This window comes from Bacteroides sp. 224 (genome assembly GCF_010500995.1).
Lineage (GTDB): Bacteria > Bacteroidota > Bacteroidia > Bacteroidales > Bacteroidaceae > Bacteroides.
In genome coordinates, this window is record NZ_QVMK01000007.1 from 1 (window position 1) to 20085 (window position 20085).

Consider the following 20085-nt stretch of genomic DNA (forward strand, 5'->3'; position numbering starts at 1 on the left):
ATAGGAACAAGAAAGAAGAAACCGCTCAGGCTTAATCCAAGCATGGGCGGTTTCTTTTAATATAAAAATCAGAAGGGATGTACGACACCGAATGGTTACTGATGTCCGGCATGCCAGGTTTTGCCACGGCCGCGGCAAAGTTTTGTCACGGCCGTGCCCAAATCTTGCCATGGCCGTGGCAGTATCTTCTTGCGGCCGCAGCAAAATCTTGTTACGGCCGTGGCGAAATCTTGCTAAAGTAATCAGAAATATGTCGTGGGGAAATTTGTTCAACTAAGATGGGGTAAAAACGGTTAGTTGACGTTATCTTTGCACTACCTTTATCATCATTTAATTGAAACAAAGAATATGAAGAAAACGAAAATGCTGCTTAGTAGCTTATTGGTAATTGTAACCTTGCTATCTTGTTCGCAAACTGAAACAGCCAACTATCAAGTTATTCCATTGCCTCAGGAAATTATGAGGGGTGAAGGAGCCTCCTTTATACTGGAAGATCAGGTGAAAGTAGTTTATCCTACAGGTAATGAAGAACTGAAACGTATCGCCGAATTCCTGGTTGAATATATTCGTTTTTCAACAAATATCGAACTTGCCATCACTACGGAGCAACCTACAGAGGGGGCATTCATTGTACTAAATGATACTTTCGAGCATGAAAACAAAGAAGCTTATACATTATCTGTGGATAATGATAAAATAACTATTAATGGAGCAACTGCCGCAGGAGCCTTTTATGGAGTGCAAACATTGCGGAAATCGATTAATGTAAATTCTGCAGGAAAGAAAATAGAGTTCCCTTCGGTATCTATCGTTGATTATCCTCGTTTTGCTTATCGTGGTATGATGCTGGATGTGGCCCGTCACTTTTTCCCTGTTGATTTTGTGAAGAAGTACATCGATCTTCTGGCTATTCATAATATCAACCGTTTCCATTGGCATTTAACAGATGATCAAGGCTGGCGCATTGAAATTAAAAAATATCCTCTCTTAACCGAAGTAGGTTCTCACCGCAAGGAAACTGTTATCGGACGAAATTCAGGGAAGTATGATGGCATACCTCATGGTGGCTTCTATACACAGGAAGAAGCACGCGAAATCGTTGCTTATGCCAAAGATCGTTTTATTACTGTTATCCCCGAAGTAGATTTACCCGGGCACATGACAGCTGCTTTAGCTTCTTATCCTCATTTAGGCTGTACAGGCAGAGCTTATGAAGTAGGTACAGAATGGGGAATTTCAGATGATGTTTTATGCGCCGGAAACGACGAAGTACTAACCTTCTTAGAAGGAGTGTTTACCGAGATTATAGATATTTTCCCCTCAGAATACATTCATGTAGGAGGTGATGAATGTCCTAAAGTTAGTTGGAGGAAATGCCCTAAATGCCAACAGAAAATTAAAGCTTTGGGATTAACATCCAATAAAGCACATACAGCCGAAGAAGGGCTGCAAAGCTTTATGATTTCTTATGTAGAAGAGTTTTTGAATGCAAAAGGCAGACAAATTATAGGTTGGGACGAAATACTGGAAGGTGGTTTGCCATCGAATGCCACTGTTATGTCTTGGCGAGGTGTAAAGGGAGGTGTTGCTGCCATCAAGCAAGGCAATAAAGCGATTCTCAGTCCTGTGAACCCCATGTATTTCGATTACTATCAAACCTTAAATACTAACGAAGCTCCTTTGGCCTTTGGAGGTTATATCCCTCTGGAAAAAGTGTATGCCTTTGAGCCCATTGATAGTACGCTAACTCAGGAAGAAGCAACCCGCATTTTAGGTGTACAAGCCAATCTTTGGACTTCTTATTTCTCTAAAGATTCTTTGGTCGAGTACATGATATTACCTCGTATGGATGCATTGGCCGAAGTACAATGGACTTCTTCTGCAAAGAAAGATTATAAATCTTTTATGGAGCGTCTTCCCCGCATGCTGGATTTTTATACCAAAGCAGGTTATAACTATGCTACTTCTGTTTATGATATAGCTTCGGAAGCTGTGGCGGATAAAGAAAAAAGAGAAATTAAGTTGAGCTTCTCTACCATAGATAATGCTTCTATTTATTATACATTAGATGGTAGCACACCTACAAAAACGAGTAAGCTATATACAGAGCCACTGATTATCAGTCAATCTACACAAGTAAATGCCCTGGCTATCCGTGATAAAATAGAAACTCCCATGTATTCGGAATCTTTCCGTTTTGGTAAGTCGACAGCCAAACCAATAACATTAAGCGTAGTGCCAAACCGCTCTTATACATTTGGAGGAGCAGATGCATTGGTCGATGGTATTCCCGGTAATGAATACAGTTATAAAGATGGTCATTGGATTGGTTTTACCCGCGGAGATATTGATGCATTTATAGATTTGCAGGAGAATACAACCTTCTCTACAGTGGAAGTAAGTACCTACATCGCCACCAATGATTGGGTGTTTGGTGCCACCGGCTTAGAAATTGCTGTTTCTGCAGATGGTGAAGACTATAAAACAATAGCCTCCGAATCTTATCCTGTTTTGGAAGGAAACAAAGACGGAATGGAAAAACTCACCCTTCAATTCGAACCCGTAGAATCTCGTTATGTACGAGTGAAGGTAAAGAAGACAGATCGTATCCCCGAATGGCATTTCGGAAAAGGATCTTCGCCTTTTATCTTCTTGGATGAGATTGTAGTGGATTGATTTTGATTGATTACAAAAAACACCTTAATTCGTCTTTTATTGAAAGCAAGTGTGTAATCAATCAAAATCCACATCAATAATGACCAGAAAAATACTCTTTTCAGGAATCCTCCTACTCGCAGGGCTTGCCCTTCAGGCGCAGTCAACCTATAAATTATGGTATGATCGCCCTGCGCAGGTTTGGACAGAAGCCTTGCCATTAGGTAATGGCAGATTGGGTGCCATGGTTTATGGAAATCCGGGCATGGAACAAGTTCAGTTGAATGAAGAAACCATTTGGGCAGGTCAACCCAATAACAACGCTAATCCAAATGCGTTGGAATACATTCCCAAAGTTCGCCAACTGGTTTTTGAGGGTAAATATCTCGAAGCTCAGACGCTGGCCACTGAGAAGGTAATGGCCAAGACTAACTTTGGAATGCCCTACCAACCTTTTGGAGACTTGCGGATTTCTTTTCCCGGACATACCCGTTACACTGACTATTACAGGGAACTTAGCTTAGATTCTGCTCGTGCTATAGTCACTTACAAGGTGGATGGAGTGACTTATCGGCGCGAAACCATCACTTCTTTTACCGATCAGGTGGTAACGGTACGGTTAACAGCCGATCAACCCGGGAAGATAACGTGTAATGCCGTTCTTACTTCTCCTCACCAGGATGTAATGATTGAAACCGAGAAGAACTGCATCACTCTTTCAGGTGTTTCGTCTATCCATGAAAGGTTAAAAGGCAAAGTGGAATTTCAAGGATGCTTGGCTGCTACAAATCGAGGAGGAAAAGTAACCGTTGCTGATGGGGTGGTTTCTGTTGAGCATGCAGATGAAGCAACCTTATATGTATCCATTGCTACTAACTTCAATAATTATAAAGACATTACAGGAAATCAGGTAGAACGTGCACACAACTATTTAGAAAATGCGTTGACTAAGAATTACGAACAGTCAAAGCAGGCGCACGTGGCTTTCTATAAGAATTACATGGATAGAGTTTCTCTCTATTTAGGAGAAGATAACTATGCCAATGTAACCACCGATATGCGTGTGCAGAACTTTAAAGAAACAAAAGATGCCCATTTAGTTGCTCTTTATTTTCAGTTCGGTCGTTACCTATTGATCTGTTCTTCCCAACCGAAAGGGCAACCTGCCAACTTACAAGGAATCTGGAACGATAAACTTCTCCCTTCCTGGGATAGCAAATACACTTGCAACATCAATACGGAAATGAACTATTGGCCTGCCGAGGTAACCAATTTGAGCGAACTACATGAACCTTTGTTACGCATGACGCGTGAAGTCAGTGAAACAGGAAAAGAAACCGCCCAAATAATGTACGGTGCCAATGGCTGGGTGTTGCACCATAATACAGATATCTGGCGTATTACAGGAGCATTAGACAGAGCCCCCTCAGGAATGTGGCCTACGGGCGGTGCCTGGCTTTGCCGTCACTTGTGGGAACGTTATTTATACACCGGAGATATAGAATTTCTTCGTTCTGCCTATCCGATTTTGAAGGAAGCAGGACGCTTCTTTGATGAAACCATGGTGGTTGAACCGGTACATGGCTGGTTGGTAGTATGCCCCAGTAACTCTCCCGAGAATACCCATGCAGGTAGTGGCGGAAAGGCAACCACAGCAGGCGGATGCACTATGGATAATCAATTGATATTTGATTTATGGAATTCCATTATCGCCACCGCCCGTTTACTAAATACCGATAAAGAGTTTGCCGATCGTCTCGAAAAGCGACTGACCGAAATGGCGCCGATGCAAGTCGGACACTGGGGGCAACTACAGGAATGGATGTTCGATTGGGATAACCCGGAAGATAAACACCGCCATGTCTCTCACCTATACGGATTGTTTCCAAGCAATCAGATTTCCCCTTTTCGTACTCCCGAACTCTTCGATGCTGCTCGCACTTCATTAATCGCCCGTGGCGACCCATCTACAGGATGGTCTATGGGATGGAAAGTATGTCTGTGGGCTCGTTTACTTGATGGAGATCATGCCTATAAACTGATAACCGATCAGCTAACCCTTGTACGCAATGAAAAGAAAAAGGGTGGAACATACCCCAACTTGTTCGACGCCCATCCTCCCTTTCAGATTGATGGAAACTTTGGCTGTGCGGCAGGAATAGTTGAGATGTTAATGCAGAGTCACGATGGGTTTATCTACCTCCTTCCTGCTCTTCCTTCCTTGTGGAAAGAAGGAGAAGTTAAAGGCATTATTGCCCGCGGAGGTTTTGAAATGGATTTAAGTTGGAAAAATGGTAAAGTGAGCCGATTAGTAGTGAAATCCCGTAAAGGAGGAAACTGTCGCTTACGTTCCTTAACACCATTAACTGGCAAAGGGCTAAAATCAGCAACCGGTAAAAACCCGAATGAATTGTATGAAATTCCTTCTATTCCTCAACCAATAATTAACGAAAAGGCTAAGCTGAATAAAGTAGAGCTAAAGAAAACCTATCTGTATGACTTAAAAACAGAAGCGGGTAAGGAATATGTAGTAATCGGAAAAAAATGATGATAACTTGCTACGAACCCCGAAGTGGGTTCAACCCCCTTCAGGGACTTGTGTAGACTGATAAGTTTACATCCCAAGCCAAGAAATAAATCTAAAAAAAATAGTTCATGAGAAAGTTTAAATTATTCCTTTTATTGCTTATCGCAATATGGATGGGTGAGGCTGTAGCCCAGAACTACATCCCCTGGTCACATGGTAAACTCAAAGTATCCGAAGAAGGTCGCTACCTGAAACATGAAGACGGCACCCCTTTCTTCTGGTTGGGAGAAACCGGCTGGCTACTTCCCCAACGACTGAACCGGGATGAAGCCGAGTTCTACCTGGAACAATGTAAACGCGCAGGATACAACGTTGTACAAGTGCAAACATTAAACAATGTTCCTTCTATGAATATCTACGGACAGTATTCCCACATCGACGGATACAACTTTAAAGACATTAACCGAAAAGGAGTTTACGGCTATTGGGATCACATGGACTACATCATAAAGACCGCAGCTAAAAAAGGAATCTACATTGGTATGGTTTGTATTTGGGGAAGTCCCGTAGGTCGTGGCGATATGGATGTAAAGCAAGCACAGGCTTATGGTAAGTTCTTGGCTGAACGTTACAAAGAAGATCCCAATGTAATCTGGTTTATCGGAGGTGATATTCGCGGAGACGTAAAAACAGATGTTTGGGAAGCATTGGCAAAAAGCATTCGTGCCATTGATAAAAACCACCTCATGACCTTCCACCCACGCGGAAGAACTACTTCTGCTATGTGGTTTAACGATGCTGAGTGGTTAGATTTTAATATGTTCCAAAGCGGACACCGTAGATACGGACAACGAAAGGGAGACGGAGATTATCCCATCGAAGAAAATACCGAAGAAGACAACTGGCGTTTTGTAGAACGTAGCATCGCCATGAAACCACTGAAACCTGTAATTGATGGCGAACCCATCTATGAAGATATCCCACAAGGCTTGCACGATCCGAATGAAACCCGCTGGCACGACGGAGATGTACGCCGCTATGCCTATTGGTCGGTATTTGCCGGATCATTCGGTCATACCTACGGTCACAATTCTATTATGCAATTTATTCGCCCCGGGGTAGGAGCCGCTTATGGTGCAACCACTCCCTGGTACGATGCATTGAAAGACCCGGGTTTTAATCAGATGAAATACATCAAAAACCTAATGCTTTCCTTCCCTTATTTTGAAAGAGTACCCGATCAAAGCATCATAATAGGCACCAACGGAGAACGTTACGACCGTGCCATTGCCACCCGCGGCAAAGATTACCTGATGATTTACAATTATACAGGTCGACCCATGCAAATCGATTTAAGCAAAATAAGCGGAGCCAAAAAGAACGTATGGTGGTTCAGTGCAAAAGACGGTAAACTTACTTATGTAGGCGAGTTCGATAATAAAACAACAACTTTCCAACACGATAGCGGATACATAAGTGGTAACGACCAAGTGTTGATTGCAGTAGATGCTTCTAAGGATTATATACAGAAAGAGCAGAAAGAACTTTTAGCCTCTCCCCAGGAGGGTGTGTCAAAATGATATTATTTATGATTTGAACACAGAGACACAAAGGCACAGAGAATTTAACTCATTAAAAATGAGAGACTTTGTGCCTCCGTGTCTCTGTGTTCAAATCGTATTTTATCATTAATTGGGACTTTTGATACATTCTCAGTAAAATAAATGTTTTGACAGATGGATACAAATAAAATAAATATCTTATTAGGATTATTCCTTTTCCTTTTTCCTCTCCACCTACATAGTTCTTCTCCCTCTCCTTTGGAGAGGGGCGGGGAGAGGCTGTCAGTAACTTCTCTGCGGACAGAACAATTAACCAACCCCATAGGAATTGATACGGAAACTCCTCGACTGAGCTGGAAAATCTCTTCCGACCGACAGAACGTGATGCAAACCGCCTATCATATTCTGGTTTCTTCTACTCCGGAAAAGTTGGCAAATAATGAAGGTGACCTTTGGGATTCCGGTAAAGTATCTTCGGATGCCTCTCATTTGGTTCCTTATTTGGGAAAAGCTCTAAAGAGTAATCTTCGTTGCTACTGGAAAGTGAAAGTATATACCACCCAGGGAGAATCAAACTGGAGCGAACAAGCTTTCTGGAGCATGGGCCCATTGGGAGAAACTCATTGGAAAGGTCGCTGGATAGGTATGGAACGTCCTGCCCCCTGGGATAGCGAAACCCAATGGAGTCGTTTAAGTGCCCGTTACTTACGCCATGAATTTAAGTTAGCTAAACAAATCAAACAAGCCACTGTTCACATTGCAGGAATGGGACTCTATGAACTATTCATCAATGGCGAAAGGGTAGGAGAGCAGGTGTTGGCGCCCGTTCCTACCGATTATCGGAAAACCATTACCTACAACAGTTTCGATGTTACCTCTTTCCTGAAAGGAGAAAACGCCATCGGCGTTACCCTGGGCAATGGTCGCTTTTATACCATGCGACAAGATTATAAACCCTATAAAATACCCAATTTCGGTTATCCCAAAATGCGGTTAAACCTGATTGTGGAATATACCGATGGCTCCAGAGAAACCATTGCGAGCGATACCAATTGGCGTTTAACAGCCGATGGCCCTATCCGTACCAATAATGAATATGACGGTGAAGAATACGATGCCCGCAAAGAACTAAAAGGATGGACAACCGTCGGTTACGACGATTCTTCCTGGAAACCCGCCGAACGCGTAGGAATACCCGCCGGAACTTTAAGAGCAGGAATAACTCCCAATATGAAAGTAATGGCCAAAGTGAAACCTGTTTCCATTAAAAAAATAGGCGATAAGTACATCATGGACATGGGGCAGAACATGGCGGGTTGGATACGTATGAAAGTAAAAGGAGCATCTGGCGATAGCATCCGCCTGCGTTTCGGTGAGTTATTGCAAGAAAATGGCGAACTTTATGTACGTAACCTGCGCGATGCCCGTGTAACAGATGTCTATGTCGTTCGTGGTGATGAAGTCGGCACAGATTGGGCACCCCGTTTTGTTTATCATGGATTCCGCTATGTAGAAATAAGCGGATATAAGAATCCAGCTTTAACAGACTTCATTGGCGAAGTCGTTAGCGATGAAATGGATGTAATCGGTTCTTTTGAGTGCTCTAATACCACCCTCAACCAAATCTATAAGAATGCCTATTGGGGTATTCTGGGTAACTACAAAGGAATGCCCGTAGACTGTCCCCAACGGAACGAACGCCAACCCTGGTTAGGAGATCACGCCATGGGAGCCTTAGGAGAAAGCTTTATCTTCGATTGTGCCAATTTGTATGCTAAATGGATGGACGATATTCGCGAAGCACAACGGGAAGACGGCTGTATCCCCGACGTAGCCCCCGCTTACTGGAATTACTACTCCGATAACATGACTTGGCCATCCACCCTTCCGTTGGATTGTGAAATGATTTACACCCAGTTCGGCAACATAACCCCAATTGTAAAGAACTATCCTGCCATCAAAAAATGGTTGAATCATATATGTAAAGAGTACATGACAAGTGAATACATCATCACCAAAGATAAATACGGAGACTGGTGTGTGCCGCCCGAATCTTTGGAAATGATTCACAGCAAAGACCCTCAACGCAAAACAGATGGTGCATTAATTGCCACCGCATATAGCTGTAAAGTACTGGAACTTATGACACGCTTTGCAGAACTTCAAAACTTTAAGGAAGATGCTAACCAATTCCGTGCACTGCGCCAACAAATGAAGTCTGCTTTCAATCACAAGTTCCTTACTATAAAGAAAGGCACTTCACTTGTTCCGGAACATCTTTTATTCCCTGATAGCATTTACTACGGAAATAATACGGTAACAGCCAACCTGCTTCCCTTAGCCTTCGGATTAGTGCCCGATGAATATATAGAAGAAGTACAAAAGAATATCATTGCTGCCATTATCACCACCAACAAGGGACAAATAAGTACCGGTGTCATCGGTACCCAATGGCTGATGCATGGACTAAGCAACATGGGACGTGCCGATATTGCTTATCTGCTGGCCACCAATAAAAAGTACCCAAGCTGGGGATATATGGTTGAGCAGGGAGCCACCACCATCTGGGAATTGTGGAATGGAAACACCGCAAACCCCGAAATGAACAGCGGCAACCATGTGATGTTGCTGGGGGACTTAATATCATGGTGTTATGAGCACCTGGGAGGTATTCGGAGTAGTCGCGAGAAAGTGGGCTTCAAGCACATTATCTTCCGCCCTGACTTTGAGATTCAAGAACTCAGTAAAGTGGATGTAAGCTACGAAACCCCTTATGGAAAAGCAATCAGCAAATGGACTAAAACCCCTATGCATCTGGAATGGAACATTACCGTTCCCGCTAATACAACAGCAGAGGTGCATCTTCCCAACGGAAAGATAGAGCAGATAGGTTCGGGCTCTTATCAATATAAGGTAGACATTCCTACTCGTGATAAAGCCATTGTAAGCGATGAATTCCTTTACGAACAGGCCTCCTTCCCCGAATGCCATGCCGCCACCATTGCTGAGACTACCAAGGGGGATTTAGTTGCCGCATTCTTCGGTGGAACCAAAGAAAGAAATCCTGATTGTGTAATCTGGGCTTGCCGCAAAGAGAAAGGGAAAAACACATGGACGGCGCCTGTGGAAGTAGCGAATGGTATACTTGATTCCGCAGGAGAACCCCGCAGCGGCACGTTGCCGCCGTTGCCGCGAAAGGCTTGTTGGAATCCCGTGCTTTTTCAGTTGCCTAAAGGAGAATTACTTTTATTCTATAAGATAGGTACCAAAGTATCCGATTGGACAGGTCATTTAGTTCGCAGTAGAGATGGTGGAAAAACCTGGAGTAAACCCGAACAACTACCCGACGGTTTCTTAGGTCCTGTAAAGAATAAACCCGAATTCATCAACGGCCGTATCATTTGTCCTTCCAGCACAGAAGGTTCCGGAGGATGGCGATTGCATTTTGAGATATCCGATGATTTAGGCAAAACCTGGCGCAAGGTAGGTCCCATCCCTGCCGAAGAAGCCGTATTAACTCAGATGCAAGGCACTCAACCCGCCGAGAATAAAGATGATCAGGAAGCCGGAGAAGCCATAAAAGAACAGAAGAAATATTATATATACGCCATTCAACCAAGCATCTTAAAACATAAAGATGGCAGATTGCAAGTATTGGCACGTACCCGAAACGGTTATTTAGCTACCAGTTGGAGCAGCGACAATGGAGAAACCTGGAGTAAAGTTACTTTAAGCAATGTACCAAACAACAACTCCGGAACGGATGCGGTAACATTGAAAGATGGTCGCCATCTACTGGTTTATAATAACTTCCGCACACTTCCCGGCACTCCCAAGGGACCAAGAACTCCTTTAAATATTGCTGTCTCAGAGGATGGTGTAAATTGGAAACAGGTGCTGACTTTGGAGGATAGCCCGATTAGCCAGTATTCTTATCCGTCTATGATTCAAGGGAAAGATGGAACGGTGCATGTGGTATATACATGGAGGAGGCAGCGGATTAAATATGCAGGAATAAAGCTGTGAGAGGGGGATGTTTTTAACGCGATATTTCTTTGGGAAGAGGAGGTAACTCCTCCCTCCCTCTTCCCCTATTTATTCTTCTCTCACCACCTCTCCAACATAAAGAACCTCGCCATAAACTCCTTATTATTCTGTACAAGTTCCAATCCTCTTTTTTCTCCTTGCAAAGAGTTGATCATAGCATCCGGTAGCATGTTGTTTTCGAGTAGGAACTTAACCATTTTGGCACTACAAGGATAGTTTCCTATAAGGGCAGAAATGGCTTGGTCTTTAGCCTTTTTCTGATCATAATAAGGGTTCCTTTCATCCTTAATCAAAAAGGCTAACTCGGGCATTACGGCTAAACTTTTTCCGGACTCAATAAAGGTGACAATACCTTCTTTTCCTTTAAGTTCAGATGTGTTATTGCTGGCTTGGTTTATTTCGAAAGCTTTCGACAGCCATTGGTTTAATTCAGCTTCGTCTTTGAAATAAGCCAGTGGATAATTGTTTGTAGCCTTTAAAAGTTTTTCGTTGGCAATGTTGAAATCTTCTTTTAAGGATGCTTCATTTTCTTTCTCTTCGGCATATTTTCCTTTAGATAGCCAGATAGCTGCTCCGTTGACGTGCCATTCGTTATCAAACTTTACCAATGAGGCTATTAACTCTGAACGATTTTTAGGATGTTCCTCTCCAAGAGATGAACGTAATACTTTATAGGTGTTTTCTTTGGTGTCTTTAATATGAAGATAAGTGTCATCTGTACTAATTAACTGGAAGAGGCTATTAGATACTGATTCTATCTCCTTTACAACGGCAGCTTCTTCGGTCATACCAATTTCTTCGAGCCAATTGGATAGCCACTCTTTCATGGGCAGGGCTAAAGGACCTGTCTTGAAGTTGAATATAAGGTTCGAACGAATGGCATAGAGAAGTTGAGAACGGCTGCAATTATAATCTTCATTGTCAAAGTCTGTTTGTTGTTCATAAATGGAGGCACTGTCATTCGTTAATAAGTAAGAATCCATATAAAACCAGTCGGCTAACTCCTTAAACTTGAAGAAGTCGGTAAAATAATCTTCTTTGCGGATGCAGTCCAGAAATGCGGTATTGATAGGGGCCTTCTCAAATTCGTTATCCAATATTTCATAGAACCGGATAGCCAAATCCTGAATGCCCGGATTTTCCGGATTGATAATCCTCTCATCTATCATATCCCGTTGCATCACACTCCATATCAGAAAATTGATGTCCTGAAGATTGATTTCATCGGTATAGTATTCACCTTCGCGAATGGTATAAAAGGGCAAGTAACTTCCATATCTCTTTTTGTGATTCTTGGTGAAAGATTGCCATAAACAGAATCCGGATATGATATCTTCGAAATAAGCAGTTACCTGCAAGGTAATCAGGAGACGAAGGTAGTTGGGCAGTTCTCTATACATCAGAGAGAACTTCCAACTATCATATAACTTATTGGCTACTTTAACATAGTAATAATCGCTGGATTCTGTTTCCACGATATCCGGATGAAAGGATTTCCAATCTGCAAGAGTGATATTTTTCATGGTTTTTATTTGTTTTGATTTAGTAATTTCCCGAGGAGATTAAAGACGTTCATCACAGTATCTTTATCCTTAACAGGAATTTTGAGTACTGTTTGCCCGGTTTCCTTGTCTTCTTCTATAATAGATGAAACAAGCTGTTGGGTTTTCTCGGGCGAAGAAAGAGTTTGAGACAGTTCGGAGAAGAAGTTCATTCCTTGTGCTATCAGTTGTTGAGGAGAGGCGGCCGAGGAATCTGTTGCAACAGTAGTTGTAGCCCCTTCATTTACAGCTTGAATGGTTTCTTTTTCTTTGTCGGCAACTGGTTGTTTGGCTTCCTCCGGCATCTCCATGTCGTCCATCTCTAAGATGGCTTTTTCTTTAGCGGGTGTCTCTGCCGAGGGCGATTCGGTTAAATCTTCTACCACGTGCATTAACTTATCGAACTTGCTTTCTTCTAAGAAAACAGAATCGGCTCCATTATCCAGAATACCCTCGAAGAGGGCCGACTTGAAGTTTAGTGTCGATAGCATTCTCTCCTCAATGGTATCTTTGGCAACAAAGTTGAGTACTTGAATACTGCTTCGTTGTCCGATACGGTGAATGCGTGCGATGCGCTGTTCGAGCACAGCAGGATTCCAAGGCAAATCAAGATTAACAAGAATGGACGCTACTTGTAGGTTTAAACCGGTACTTCCCGCATCTGTTGAGATGAAAACGCGGCTTTCCGGGTCGTTGGTGAAGTTCTCCATTAAGGCTTTTCTCTTAGGCGAAGGAACGCCACCATGCAAAAATTCGTACCGGATGTTCTTCTTGTCTAACTCCTGTGCAACCAATCGCGCCATTCGTTCCCATTGACTGAAAACTACGATCTTCTCTTCTCCGCTTTCTACCACATTAGAGATGATATTCATGAGTTCATCAATCTTGGTGTCGTAGCGTTTTTGTTGGTTAATAATGAATGTACTATCGCATACCATTCGCATCAAATTTAAAGAGAGCAACAAGCGGTTGCGGTCTTTTTCTGATAGGAACTTCATCCGATGCCATTTGTGCACCAATTGACTTACTATTGTTTGATATTCATCGTGCATTTCACGTTGCTCGGGAGTCATCGGCATAAACAGAATCTTATCAATGCGTTCGGGCAGTTGAAGGGCTACTTCTTTCTTCTTACGACGTAAAAGTACATTCTCCAATCGTTTACCTATTTCATTCAGATGTTGATACCCGCTTCTTCGTCCCGATTCGGAAGAAAGCGTATAGCGATTCATAAATTCATAAAAAGGCCCCAGGCAGTATTGGTCTACATATTGAGTGATGGAGTAGAGCTCTTCGAGTTTGTTTTCGAGTGGTGTGCCCGATAAAACGACTGTGTAGTCTGAAGTAATTCGTTTGGTGGCTCTTGCTATTTGCGTTTTCCAGTTCTTTAGTCGTTGCGCTTCGTCCATAATGAGCATATCAGTATGGAGCGACGACATCAGTTTCAGGTCGTTGCAAGCACTATTGTAGGATACAATTTTATAGAAAGGAGCCGATCTGTAAAGCTTTTTACGCTGTATATGGTTGCCCTCAATAACTACGGCATCTGAGTTGGTAAACCGTTCAATCTCGCTTTTCCACTGATACTTTAGTGAGGTGGGGCAGAGTATGAGTACCGATTGTACCAGTTGTTCTTTCTTTAAAAGTTCTGCTGTTCCGATGGCTTGTATGGTTTTACCCAACCCCATCTCGTCGGCAATGATGCATTTACCGGTTTTCGCTGCGAAGAGTATCCCTTTACGTTGGTAGGGGTAGAGAGTGGTTTTGAGTAAACCATCTACCTTTTCTTCGCTGGAGTATTTAGCTCGAAGCATCTGGTGGCGGAGCGTGTTTTCGCGATGTTCAATGATGTAAGAGAAAGCATCATCGTAGCAACGGAAAGAGCTATTGAATGGAGCCACATCATTTAAAAGATTGGAGAAAAGGTGAAAGTTCTCAATAGGAAACTCACCGTCTGGGGTAAAATAGGTATCGGCAATCTTTTCGAACTCCTCCTTGTGCTCGGAGCCGATACGGATTTTGATTCTCCGCTCTCCTTTGTAAGACAAATACATGGAAGTATAAGCCGGAAGTTGTTCGCCGGGTATCCCCAGATTATGTTCCTCAAGCCATAGCTTTACAGCTTCTATGTGCTTGCAAGTGCCTAACTGGTTGGTTTTGAAATCCATGCACGAGCAATAGTTCCATTCCTCGTTTCCTCTGTACACAACCTTGTAGGTGTGTTTGGTAATGGGGTTGATAACCGAATAGTCACCCGGATATAGTTTTCTGTTGCTAAAGGATATGGCAAAAAGTTCTTTCTCGGCAGCATATTTTCTGAGTGCAATTTGCCATTCCGGCAGCGTCATATTATGAGGCTTACTTGTTAGAATGCTTTTGGGAAAGGACTTTTTGCTTCCTTTTGTTGTTTTCTTAAGGGTCATTATAGGATTACTTTTTTCATTTTAGTTGGCAAATGATAGCTTTTAAGCCTGTAAATATAAGAAAAAAAGAAATCCCTTTCTACAATTATTTCCCTCCAAACGAAAATTCAATAGGAATATATATCGGAGAAGGAATAGATACCCCTCCTATTGCAAAACTTGGTCTGATTTGGAAACTAACATTTGATTTTTGAGATCCTATTCCTAAGAAATTCTTTATAATGCCCGATGCAGCATCTTTGCTTTCGCCTTTAAGTAAAGTAGCTAAGTCGAAACCGATGCCTAAGGGTAAGATGCTGTTACCGTTTGCAGGAACATTCAATGCTTGCGAAAGCGAACCGGTGGTGAACTGAATACCGTCGATACTGAGGATGTAGTCTAACCCGCTCAAAAAAGCAGCAGACTGATTGGGGTTATTTACATTCAGGTTGAGCGTAAAGTTTAAAGGAATAGAAGCGGCATTTCCAGACAAAAGAGAGGTGGCTTTGGTGATATTAGTCAAAGACAATCCTTCGCTTACGCGAATACCTGCCAAATCAAGGTTGGAGATTGAATTGTATTTGTAGTCGCAGTTGATTACATTGTAAGCGCCGCCTAATTGACTGCCTAATTGGCTACCTAACTGTTTGGCTGTATCGCATCCTGAAAAAAAGAAAGGAAGAGCGAATAATAGTGTCATGATTGTTGTTTTAAACTTCATAATGTTCATGCTTTAAGTTATATTAAATGTTGATATTACGTTTGGGTGGCAAAAATAGTAAATTTATGGTGGATAAAGTGCTTTTATTCTCAATTATGATATATGTCTACCTTGTTTTAAGTCTGTTTTCGGATAGCTAATCTTTCTTTTTGTTATATTTGTTTCCAAATTAACTCAACTATGAAAAAAATATTCTTTTTTATTACCTTTATTATTGTGCTTATTAGCGGACTAAAGGCTGCTAACCCTGTAGATCATTTATTAAACAGAATAGGAGGAAAGGGTACAAGTAAAAGATTCATTGTAGCTATTGCACCGGCTTCCGGGAATAATGAATATTTTACTATCAGTTCAGAGAATGGAAAGCCCAAGATTGTAGGCGACAGTTATCTGTCTGTGGCTACCGGAATTCATTGGTATTTAAAGTACTATGCAAATGTTTTCCTGACATGGAATAATCTTACTACAGACTTATCAACAGTCGAACTGCCTCTTCCTACGAAAGAAGAAACCCGAAGCACTTCTCTCAAACATCGTTATTACCTTAATTATTGTACTTATTCTTACTCCATGGCTTTCTGGGATTGGGAGCGCTGGCAAAAAGAGATAGACTGGATGGCCCTGCATGGAATAAATATGCCACTTGCATTAACCGGTACCGAAGTGATATGGAGAAATGTGCTGACAAAGAAGCTGGGATATACCAAAGCCGAGGCTAATGAATTTATTGCAGGCTCCGGCTTTCAGGCATGGTTTCTGATGAATAATCTGGAAGGTTGGGGAGGTCCTAATCCCGATCGTTGGTACGATAAACAGGAGGCTTTGCAAAAGAAAATCGTAGCCCGTATGCGCGAATTGGGTATGCAACCCGTTCTTGCCGGATATTCGGGCATGGTGCCAAGCAATATCAACAGCAAGAAGGGATGGAACATATCCGATCCGGGAAAATGGTGCGGATTTCAGCGTCCGGGCTTCTTGCTGCCAACAGATGAGAATTTCGACGAAATGGCTAAATATTACTACGACGAAATGCAGAAGCTGTACGGTACTTCCGATTATTACAGCATGGACCCCTTTCACGAAGGAGGCAGTGTAAAGGGAGTAAATCTTACTGCGGCATTTCAGGCAATATATGATGCCATGAAAAAGCATAGCAAACACTCGAAAACGCCTCAATGGGTTATTCAGTCCTGGCAGGAAAATCCAAGTCAGACGGCATTAAACGCACTTGAACCGGGCACTCTTATTGTACTCGATCTATTCTCGGATGCCAGAAAGAAATGGGCACAATGGGACGGTTATAAACAAACAACCACAGGAAACAGACACCAATTTGTGTTTTGCGTATTGAATAACTTCGGTGGACGTACAGGCATGCACGGAAGGTTGGAGAGAACAATGAAAGAATTCTTCGAAGCCAAGTTGCGCTATCCTGAAACAATGACGGGAATTGGTACTACTATGGAAGGAATTGAGAACAATCCCGTAGTTTACGAAATGGCTTATGAACTTGCTTGGCGGAAACCCGCAGAAGTACAAGTGAATAACTGGATTAGTGAATATGTTAGATACCGCTATGGGCATACTTCTCCGGAAGCAGAACAAGCATGGAACTTATTGCTGAATGGTATTTATAACTGTCCGACAAACCAGGATGGGGTGACCGAATCGGTGTTGTGTGCTCGTCCGGCGTTGACCATAAAGTCTGTGTCTACCTGGTCTACAGCGGCTATTTATTATAATGTGGAGGAAGTGCGCGAGGCAGCCAAGCTTTTGTTATCACAGAGTGATGTATTATCAGATTCAAACTATATGTATGATTTGGTGGATGTTACTCGTCAGAGTTTGGCCGATTATGCATATAGATTGTTAACACAAATCAATACGGCACATACTTCGGGCGATGTTCAAGCTCGCAATGCTTTAATGGATCGTTTTCTGGAAGTCATTCTCGACCAAGATGAACTGATGAATACCATACCTGATTTTATGCTGGGAAAATGGATCAGTTCTGCCCGTAAACTTGGAAAAACCCTTGCGGAAAAAGAACTATACGAAAAGAATGCCCGTTTGCAAGTAACCACTTGGGGACCTTTGGCGGCTGCTAACGCAGGAGGATTGCATGATTACTCCAACCGCGAGTGGGGTGGCTTATTGAAAGATTATTATTACAAACGATGGAAAACATACTTTGATTGTATAAAAGAGGAAAAACCTGTACCCACTGCCACCGAGTTCTTTCAAATGGAATATGAGTGGGCAAATAGTGTAACATCTGAGAATTCTTATCCGAATACGGCTCAAAATGATCCCATAAAAGTGGTGAGGGAAATTATAGAGAAGTATTATTAGTATATAAAGATACCGGCAAACGAATAGTTTCAACCCAGCAAACAAGTAGTTTGCCAGTAGCAAACAATCTGTTTGCCGGTTTGAAACAAGAAAAACAAAAGGGGAGAGCATTTGTTAAGTTGAGTACATCTCGCCCCCTTTATTCGTCTTACTATTAATTATAGAATCCAATAATTAATAATGAAGACACTAAAACTCCTATTACTATCCGCAACCCTTGTGGCTACTGCCCACGCCCAAACCAATGGACTCACCGATATGAGTCAGAGTAAATACTCGCAGATGTCCAATACAGAGATTGGCGCTGTACGCTGGACAAACGGTTTCTGGGGCGATCGTTTCAATGTTTTTGAAAACACCACTATTCTAAGTATGTGGAATACATGGAATACTCCCGAAATATCTCACGGCTTCCGTAACTTCGAGATAGCCGCAGGTGTATGTCCCGGCGAACATTGGGGACCTCCTTTCCACGATGGAGACGTTTACAAATGGCTGGAAGGAGTGGCCGCCGTATATGCTGTCAATAAAGATCCAAAGTTGGGCGAATTGATGGATCATGTCATTACCCATATTGCCAAAGCACAGCGCGAAGACGGCTATATCCATACTCCTGTTATTATTGAAGAACGAAACAAAGGAATCGATACACATAAGAAAGATCAAACCGTTATCGGAACGAAAGTTGGCGAGGAAGATGAAAAAGGAGCTTTTGCCAACCGCCTGAACTTTGAAACCTATAACTTGGGTCACCTGATGATGGCCGCCATTGTTCATCATCGGGCTACGGGTAAAAGAACATTGCTTGATGTAGCAGTGAAAGCAACCGATTTCTTGTGCCATTTCTACGAAACTGCTTCTGCCGAACTGGCTCGTAATGCTATCTGCCCCTCTCATTACATGGGTGTGGTAGAGATGTACAGAGTAACCCGCAATCCGCGTTATCTCGAACTATCTAAAAACCTGATTGATATTCGCGGCATGGTAGAAAACGGTACCGATGATAATCAGGATCGTGTTCCTTTCCGCGATCAGAAAGTAGCTATGGGACATGCCGTACGTGCCAATTACCTGTATGCCGGAGTAGCGGATGTGTACGCAGAAACCGGCGAAAACCTCTTGATGGAAAACCTCCAAAGCATCTGGAAAGATATTGTTACCCGCAAAATGTACATCACCGGAGCCTGTGGCGCACTTTATGATGGTACCTCACCCGATGCAACCTGTTATCAACCGGACAGTATTCAAAAGGTACACCAAAGCTATGGGCGACCTTATCAGCTACCCAATAGCACTGCCCATAATGAAACATGTGCGAATATTGGTAATATGCTGTTTAACTGGCGGATGTTCCAAACAAGCGGAGATGCCAAGTATACCGATTTGGTAGAGAACTGTTTCTATAACAGTATCTTAAGTGGTATCAGCTTAGATGGAAAGAAATACTTCTATACCAACCCTTTACGTATCAGTGCCGATTTGCCATATACCTTGCGTTGGCCTAAAGAACGAACAGAATACATCAGTTGTTTCTGTTGTCCTCCCAATACCGTTCGTACACTTTGCGAAGCGCAAAACTATGCTTACTCAATCAACGAAAAAGGAATCTGGTGCAATATGTATGGAGGCAGCGAATTGGAAACTAAACTGGCTACCGGCGATAAAGTAAAACTGACTCAGATGTCCGATTATCCGTGGGACGGAAATGTGCAATTAACCGTAGAACTTGCTCCCAAAAAGAGAGCATTCTCTTTATTTATGCGTATTCCCGAATGGTGCGAGAAAGCAACGCTTACTGTAAATGGAGAAGCAATCAACACTTCATTAAAAGCAAATACATATACAGAAATCAATCGTGTTTGGAAGAAAGGAGATAAAGTAGAACTGGTGATGGATATGCCGGTGAAGCTGATGGAATCTCACCCATTAGTAGAAGAAACACGCAATCAGATAGCCGTGAAACGCGGTCCATTGGTGTACTGTCTTGAAAATATAGATATAGAGAACGGTAAACGAATTGACGATGTATTGATTCCTGCTGACATAAAACTGACTCCAAAGAAGATCACCATCCAAGGAAGCCCGGTTGTTGCATTGGAAGGAACTGCCCGCTTGGCAAATAACGATTCTTGGGAAAACACCTTATACAGAGCAGTATCAAAGGCAGATAAGTCGGTGAACATCCGCCTGATACCTTACTATGCATGGGGAAATAGAGGAAAAACAGAAATGACAGTTTGGATGCCGTTAAGCAGATAACTACTAACCGGAAAGATAT

At 42.6% G+C, this 20085-nt stretch carries 9 protein-coding genes; 6 read left to right on the plus strand and 3 right to left on the minus strand.

Going from position 1 to position 20085, the window contains the following annotated elements:
- Positions 1-348 precede the first annotated feature (348 nt).
- The 4 genes from D0T60_RS05525 to D0T60_RS05540 all read left to right on the plus strand — a co-directional run bounded on the left by D0T60_RS05525 (position 349) and on the right by D0T60_RS05540 (position 10770).
- Positions 349-2676 carry a family 20 glycosylhydrolase gene (locus D0T60_RS05525; protein WP_163217160.1) on the plus strand — a complete coding sequence of 776 codons (2328 nt, stop codon included), beginning with the start codon at positions 349-351 and terminating at the stop codon, positions 2674-2676.
- Positions 2677-2755: 79 nt separating this feature from the next.
- A complete protein-coding gene (locus D0T60_RS05530; RefSeq protein ID WP_163217161.1) occupies positions 2756-5203 on the plus strand; it encodes a glycosyl hydrolase family 95 catalytic domain-containing protein in 2448 nt (815 codons plus the stop codon).
- 107 nt (positions 5204-5310) lie between these two features.
- Positions 5311-6762, plus strand: a complete 1452-nt coding sequence (locus D0T60_RS05535; protein WP_163217162.1) for a glycoside hydrolase family 140 protein — start codon at positions 5311-5313, stop codon at positions 6760-6762.
- A 156-nt stretch (positions 6763-6918) separates the two neighbouring features.
- On the plus strand, positions 6919-10770 hold the full coding sequence (locus tag D0T60_RS05540) for a family 78 glycoside hydrolase catalytic domain (protein WP_163217163.1): 3852 nt from the start codon (positions 6919-6921) through the stop codon (positions 10768-10770).
- 80 nt (positions 10771-10850) lie between these two features.
- Here the strand turns inward: D0T60_RS05540 and D0T60_RS05545 are convergent, their stop codons facing one another.
- The 3 genes from D0T60_RS05545 to D0T60_RS05555 form a co-directional block, all read right to left on the minus strand.
- Complete coding sequence (locus D0T60_RS05545) at positions 10851-12314, minus strand: DUF3843 family protein (protein WP_163217164.1); 1464 nt, start codon at positions 12312-12314, stop codon at positions 10851-10853.
- 5 nt (positions 12315-12319) lie between these two features.
- Positions 12320-14755: a DEAD/DEAH box helicase gene (locus D0T60_RS05550; protein ID WP_163217165.1), complete on the minus strand. Its 2436-nt coding sequence runs from the start codon at positions 14753-14755 to the stop codon at positions 12320-12322.
- An 85-nt stretch (positions 14756-14840) separates the two neighbouring features.
- Positions 14841-15434: an LEA type 2 family protein gene (locus D0T60_RS05555; protein ID WP_239059497.1), complete on the minus strand. Its 594-nt coding sequence runs from the start codon at positions 15432-15434 to the stop codon at positions 14841-14843.
- 201 nt (positions 15435-15635) lie between these two features.
- Here D0T60_RS05555 and D0T60_RS05560 point away from each other — a divergent pair, with 201 nt between their 5' ends.
- Together D0T60_RS05560 and D0T60_RS05565 are read left to right on the plus strand one after the other, a co-directional pair.
- Positions 15636-17807: an alpha-N-acetylglucosaminidase gene (locus tag D0T60_RS05560; protein ID WP_163217167.1), complete on the plus strand. Its 2172-nt coding sequence runs from the start codon at positions 15636-15638 to the stop codon at positions 17805-17807.
- A 180-nt stretch (positions 17808-17987) separates the two neighbouring features.
- Positions 17988-20066 (plus strand): glycoside hydrolase family 127 protein, encoded by a 2079-nt coding sequence (locus D0T60_RS05565; RefSeq protein WP_163217168.1) that lies wholly within the window; start codon positions 17988-17990, stop codon positions 20064-20066.
- Positions 20067-20085: the final 19 nt, after the last annotated feature.

Excerpts from the sequence above, each read along its gene's own strand:
- D0T60_RS05540 (WP_163217163.1), top strand. The coding sequence starts at position 6,919 with ATGGATACAAATAAAATAAATATCTTATTAGGATTATTCCTTTTCCTT.
- D0T60_RS05525 (WP_163217160.1), top strand. The coding sequence starts at position 349 with ATGAAGAAAACGAAAATGCTGCTTAGTAGCTTATTGGTAATTGTAACC.
- D0T60_RS05530 (WP_163217161.1), top strand. The coding sequence starts at position 2,756 with ATGACCAGAAAAATACTCTTTTCAGGAATCCTCCTACTCGCAGGGCTT.
- D0T60_RS05545 (WP_163217164.1), bottom strand. The coding sequence starts at position 12,314 with ATGAAAAATATCACTCTTGCAGATTGGAAATCCTTTCATCCGGATATC.
- D0T60_RS05535 (WP_163217162.1), top strand. The coding sequence starts at position 5,311 with ATGAGAAAGTTTAAATTATTCCTTTTATTGCTTATCGCAATATGGATG.
- D0T60_RS05555 (WP_239059497.1), bottom strand. The coding sequence starts at position 15,434 with ATGACACTATTATTCGCTCTTCCTTTCTTTTTTTCAGGATGCGATACA.
- D0T60_RS05565 (WP_163217168.1), top strand. The coding sequence starts at position 17,988 with ATGAAGACACTAAAACTCCTATTACTATCCGCAACCCTTGTGGCTACT.
- D0T60_RS05560 (WP_163217167.1), top strand. The coding sequence starts at position 15,636 with ATGAAAAAAATATTCTTTTTTATTACCTTTATTATTGTGCTTATTAGC.
- D0T60_RS05550 (WP_163217165.1), bottom strand. The coding sequence starts at position 14,755 with ATGACCCTTAAGAAAACAACAAAAGGAAGCAAAAAGTCCTTTCCCAAA.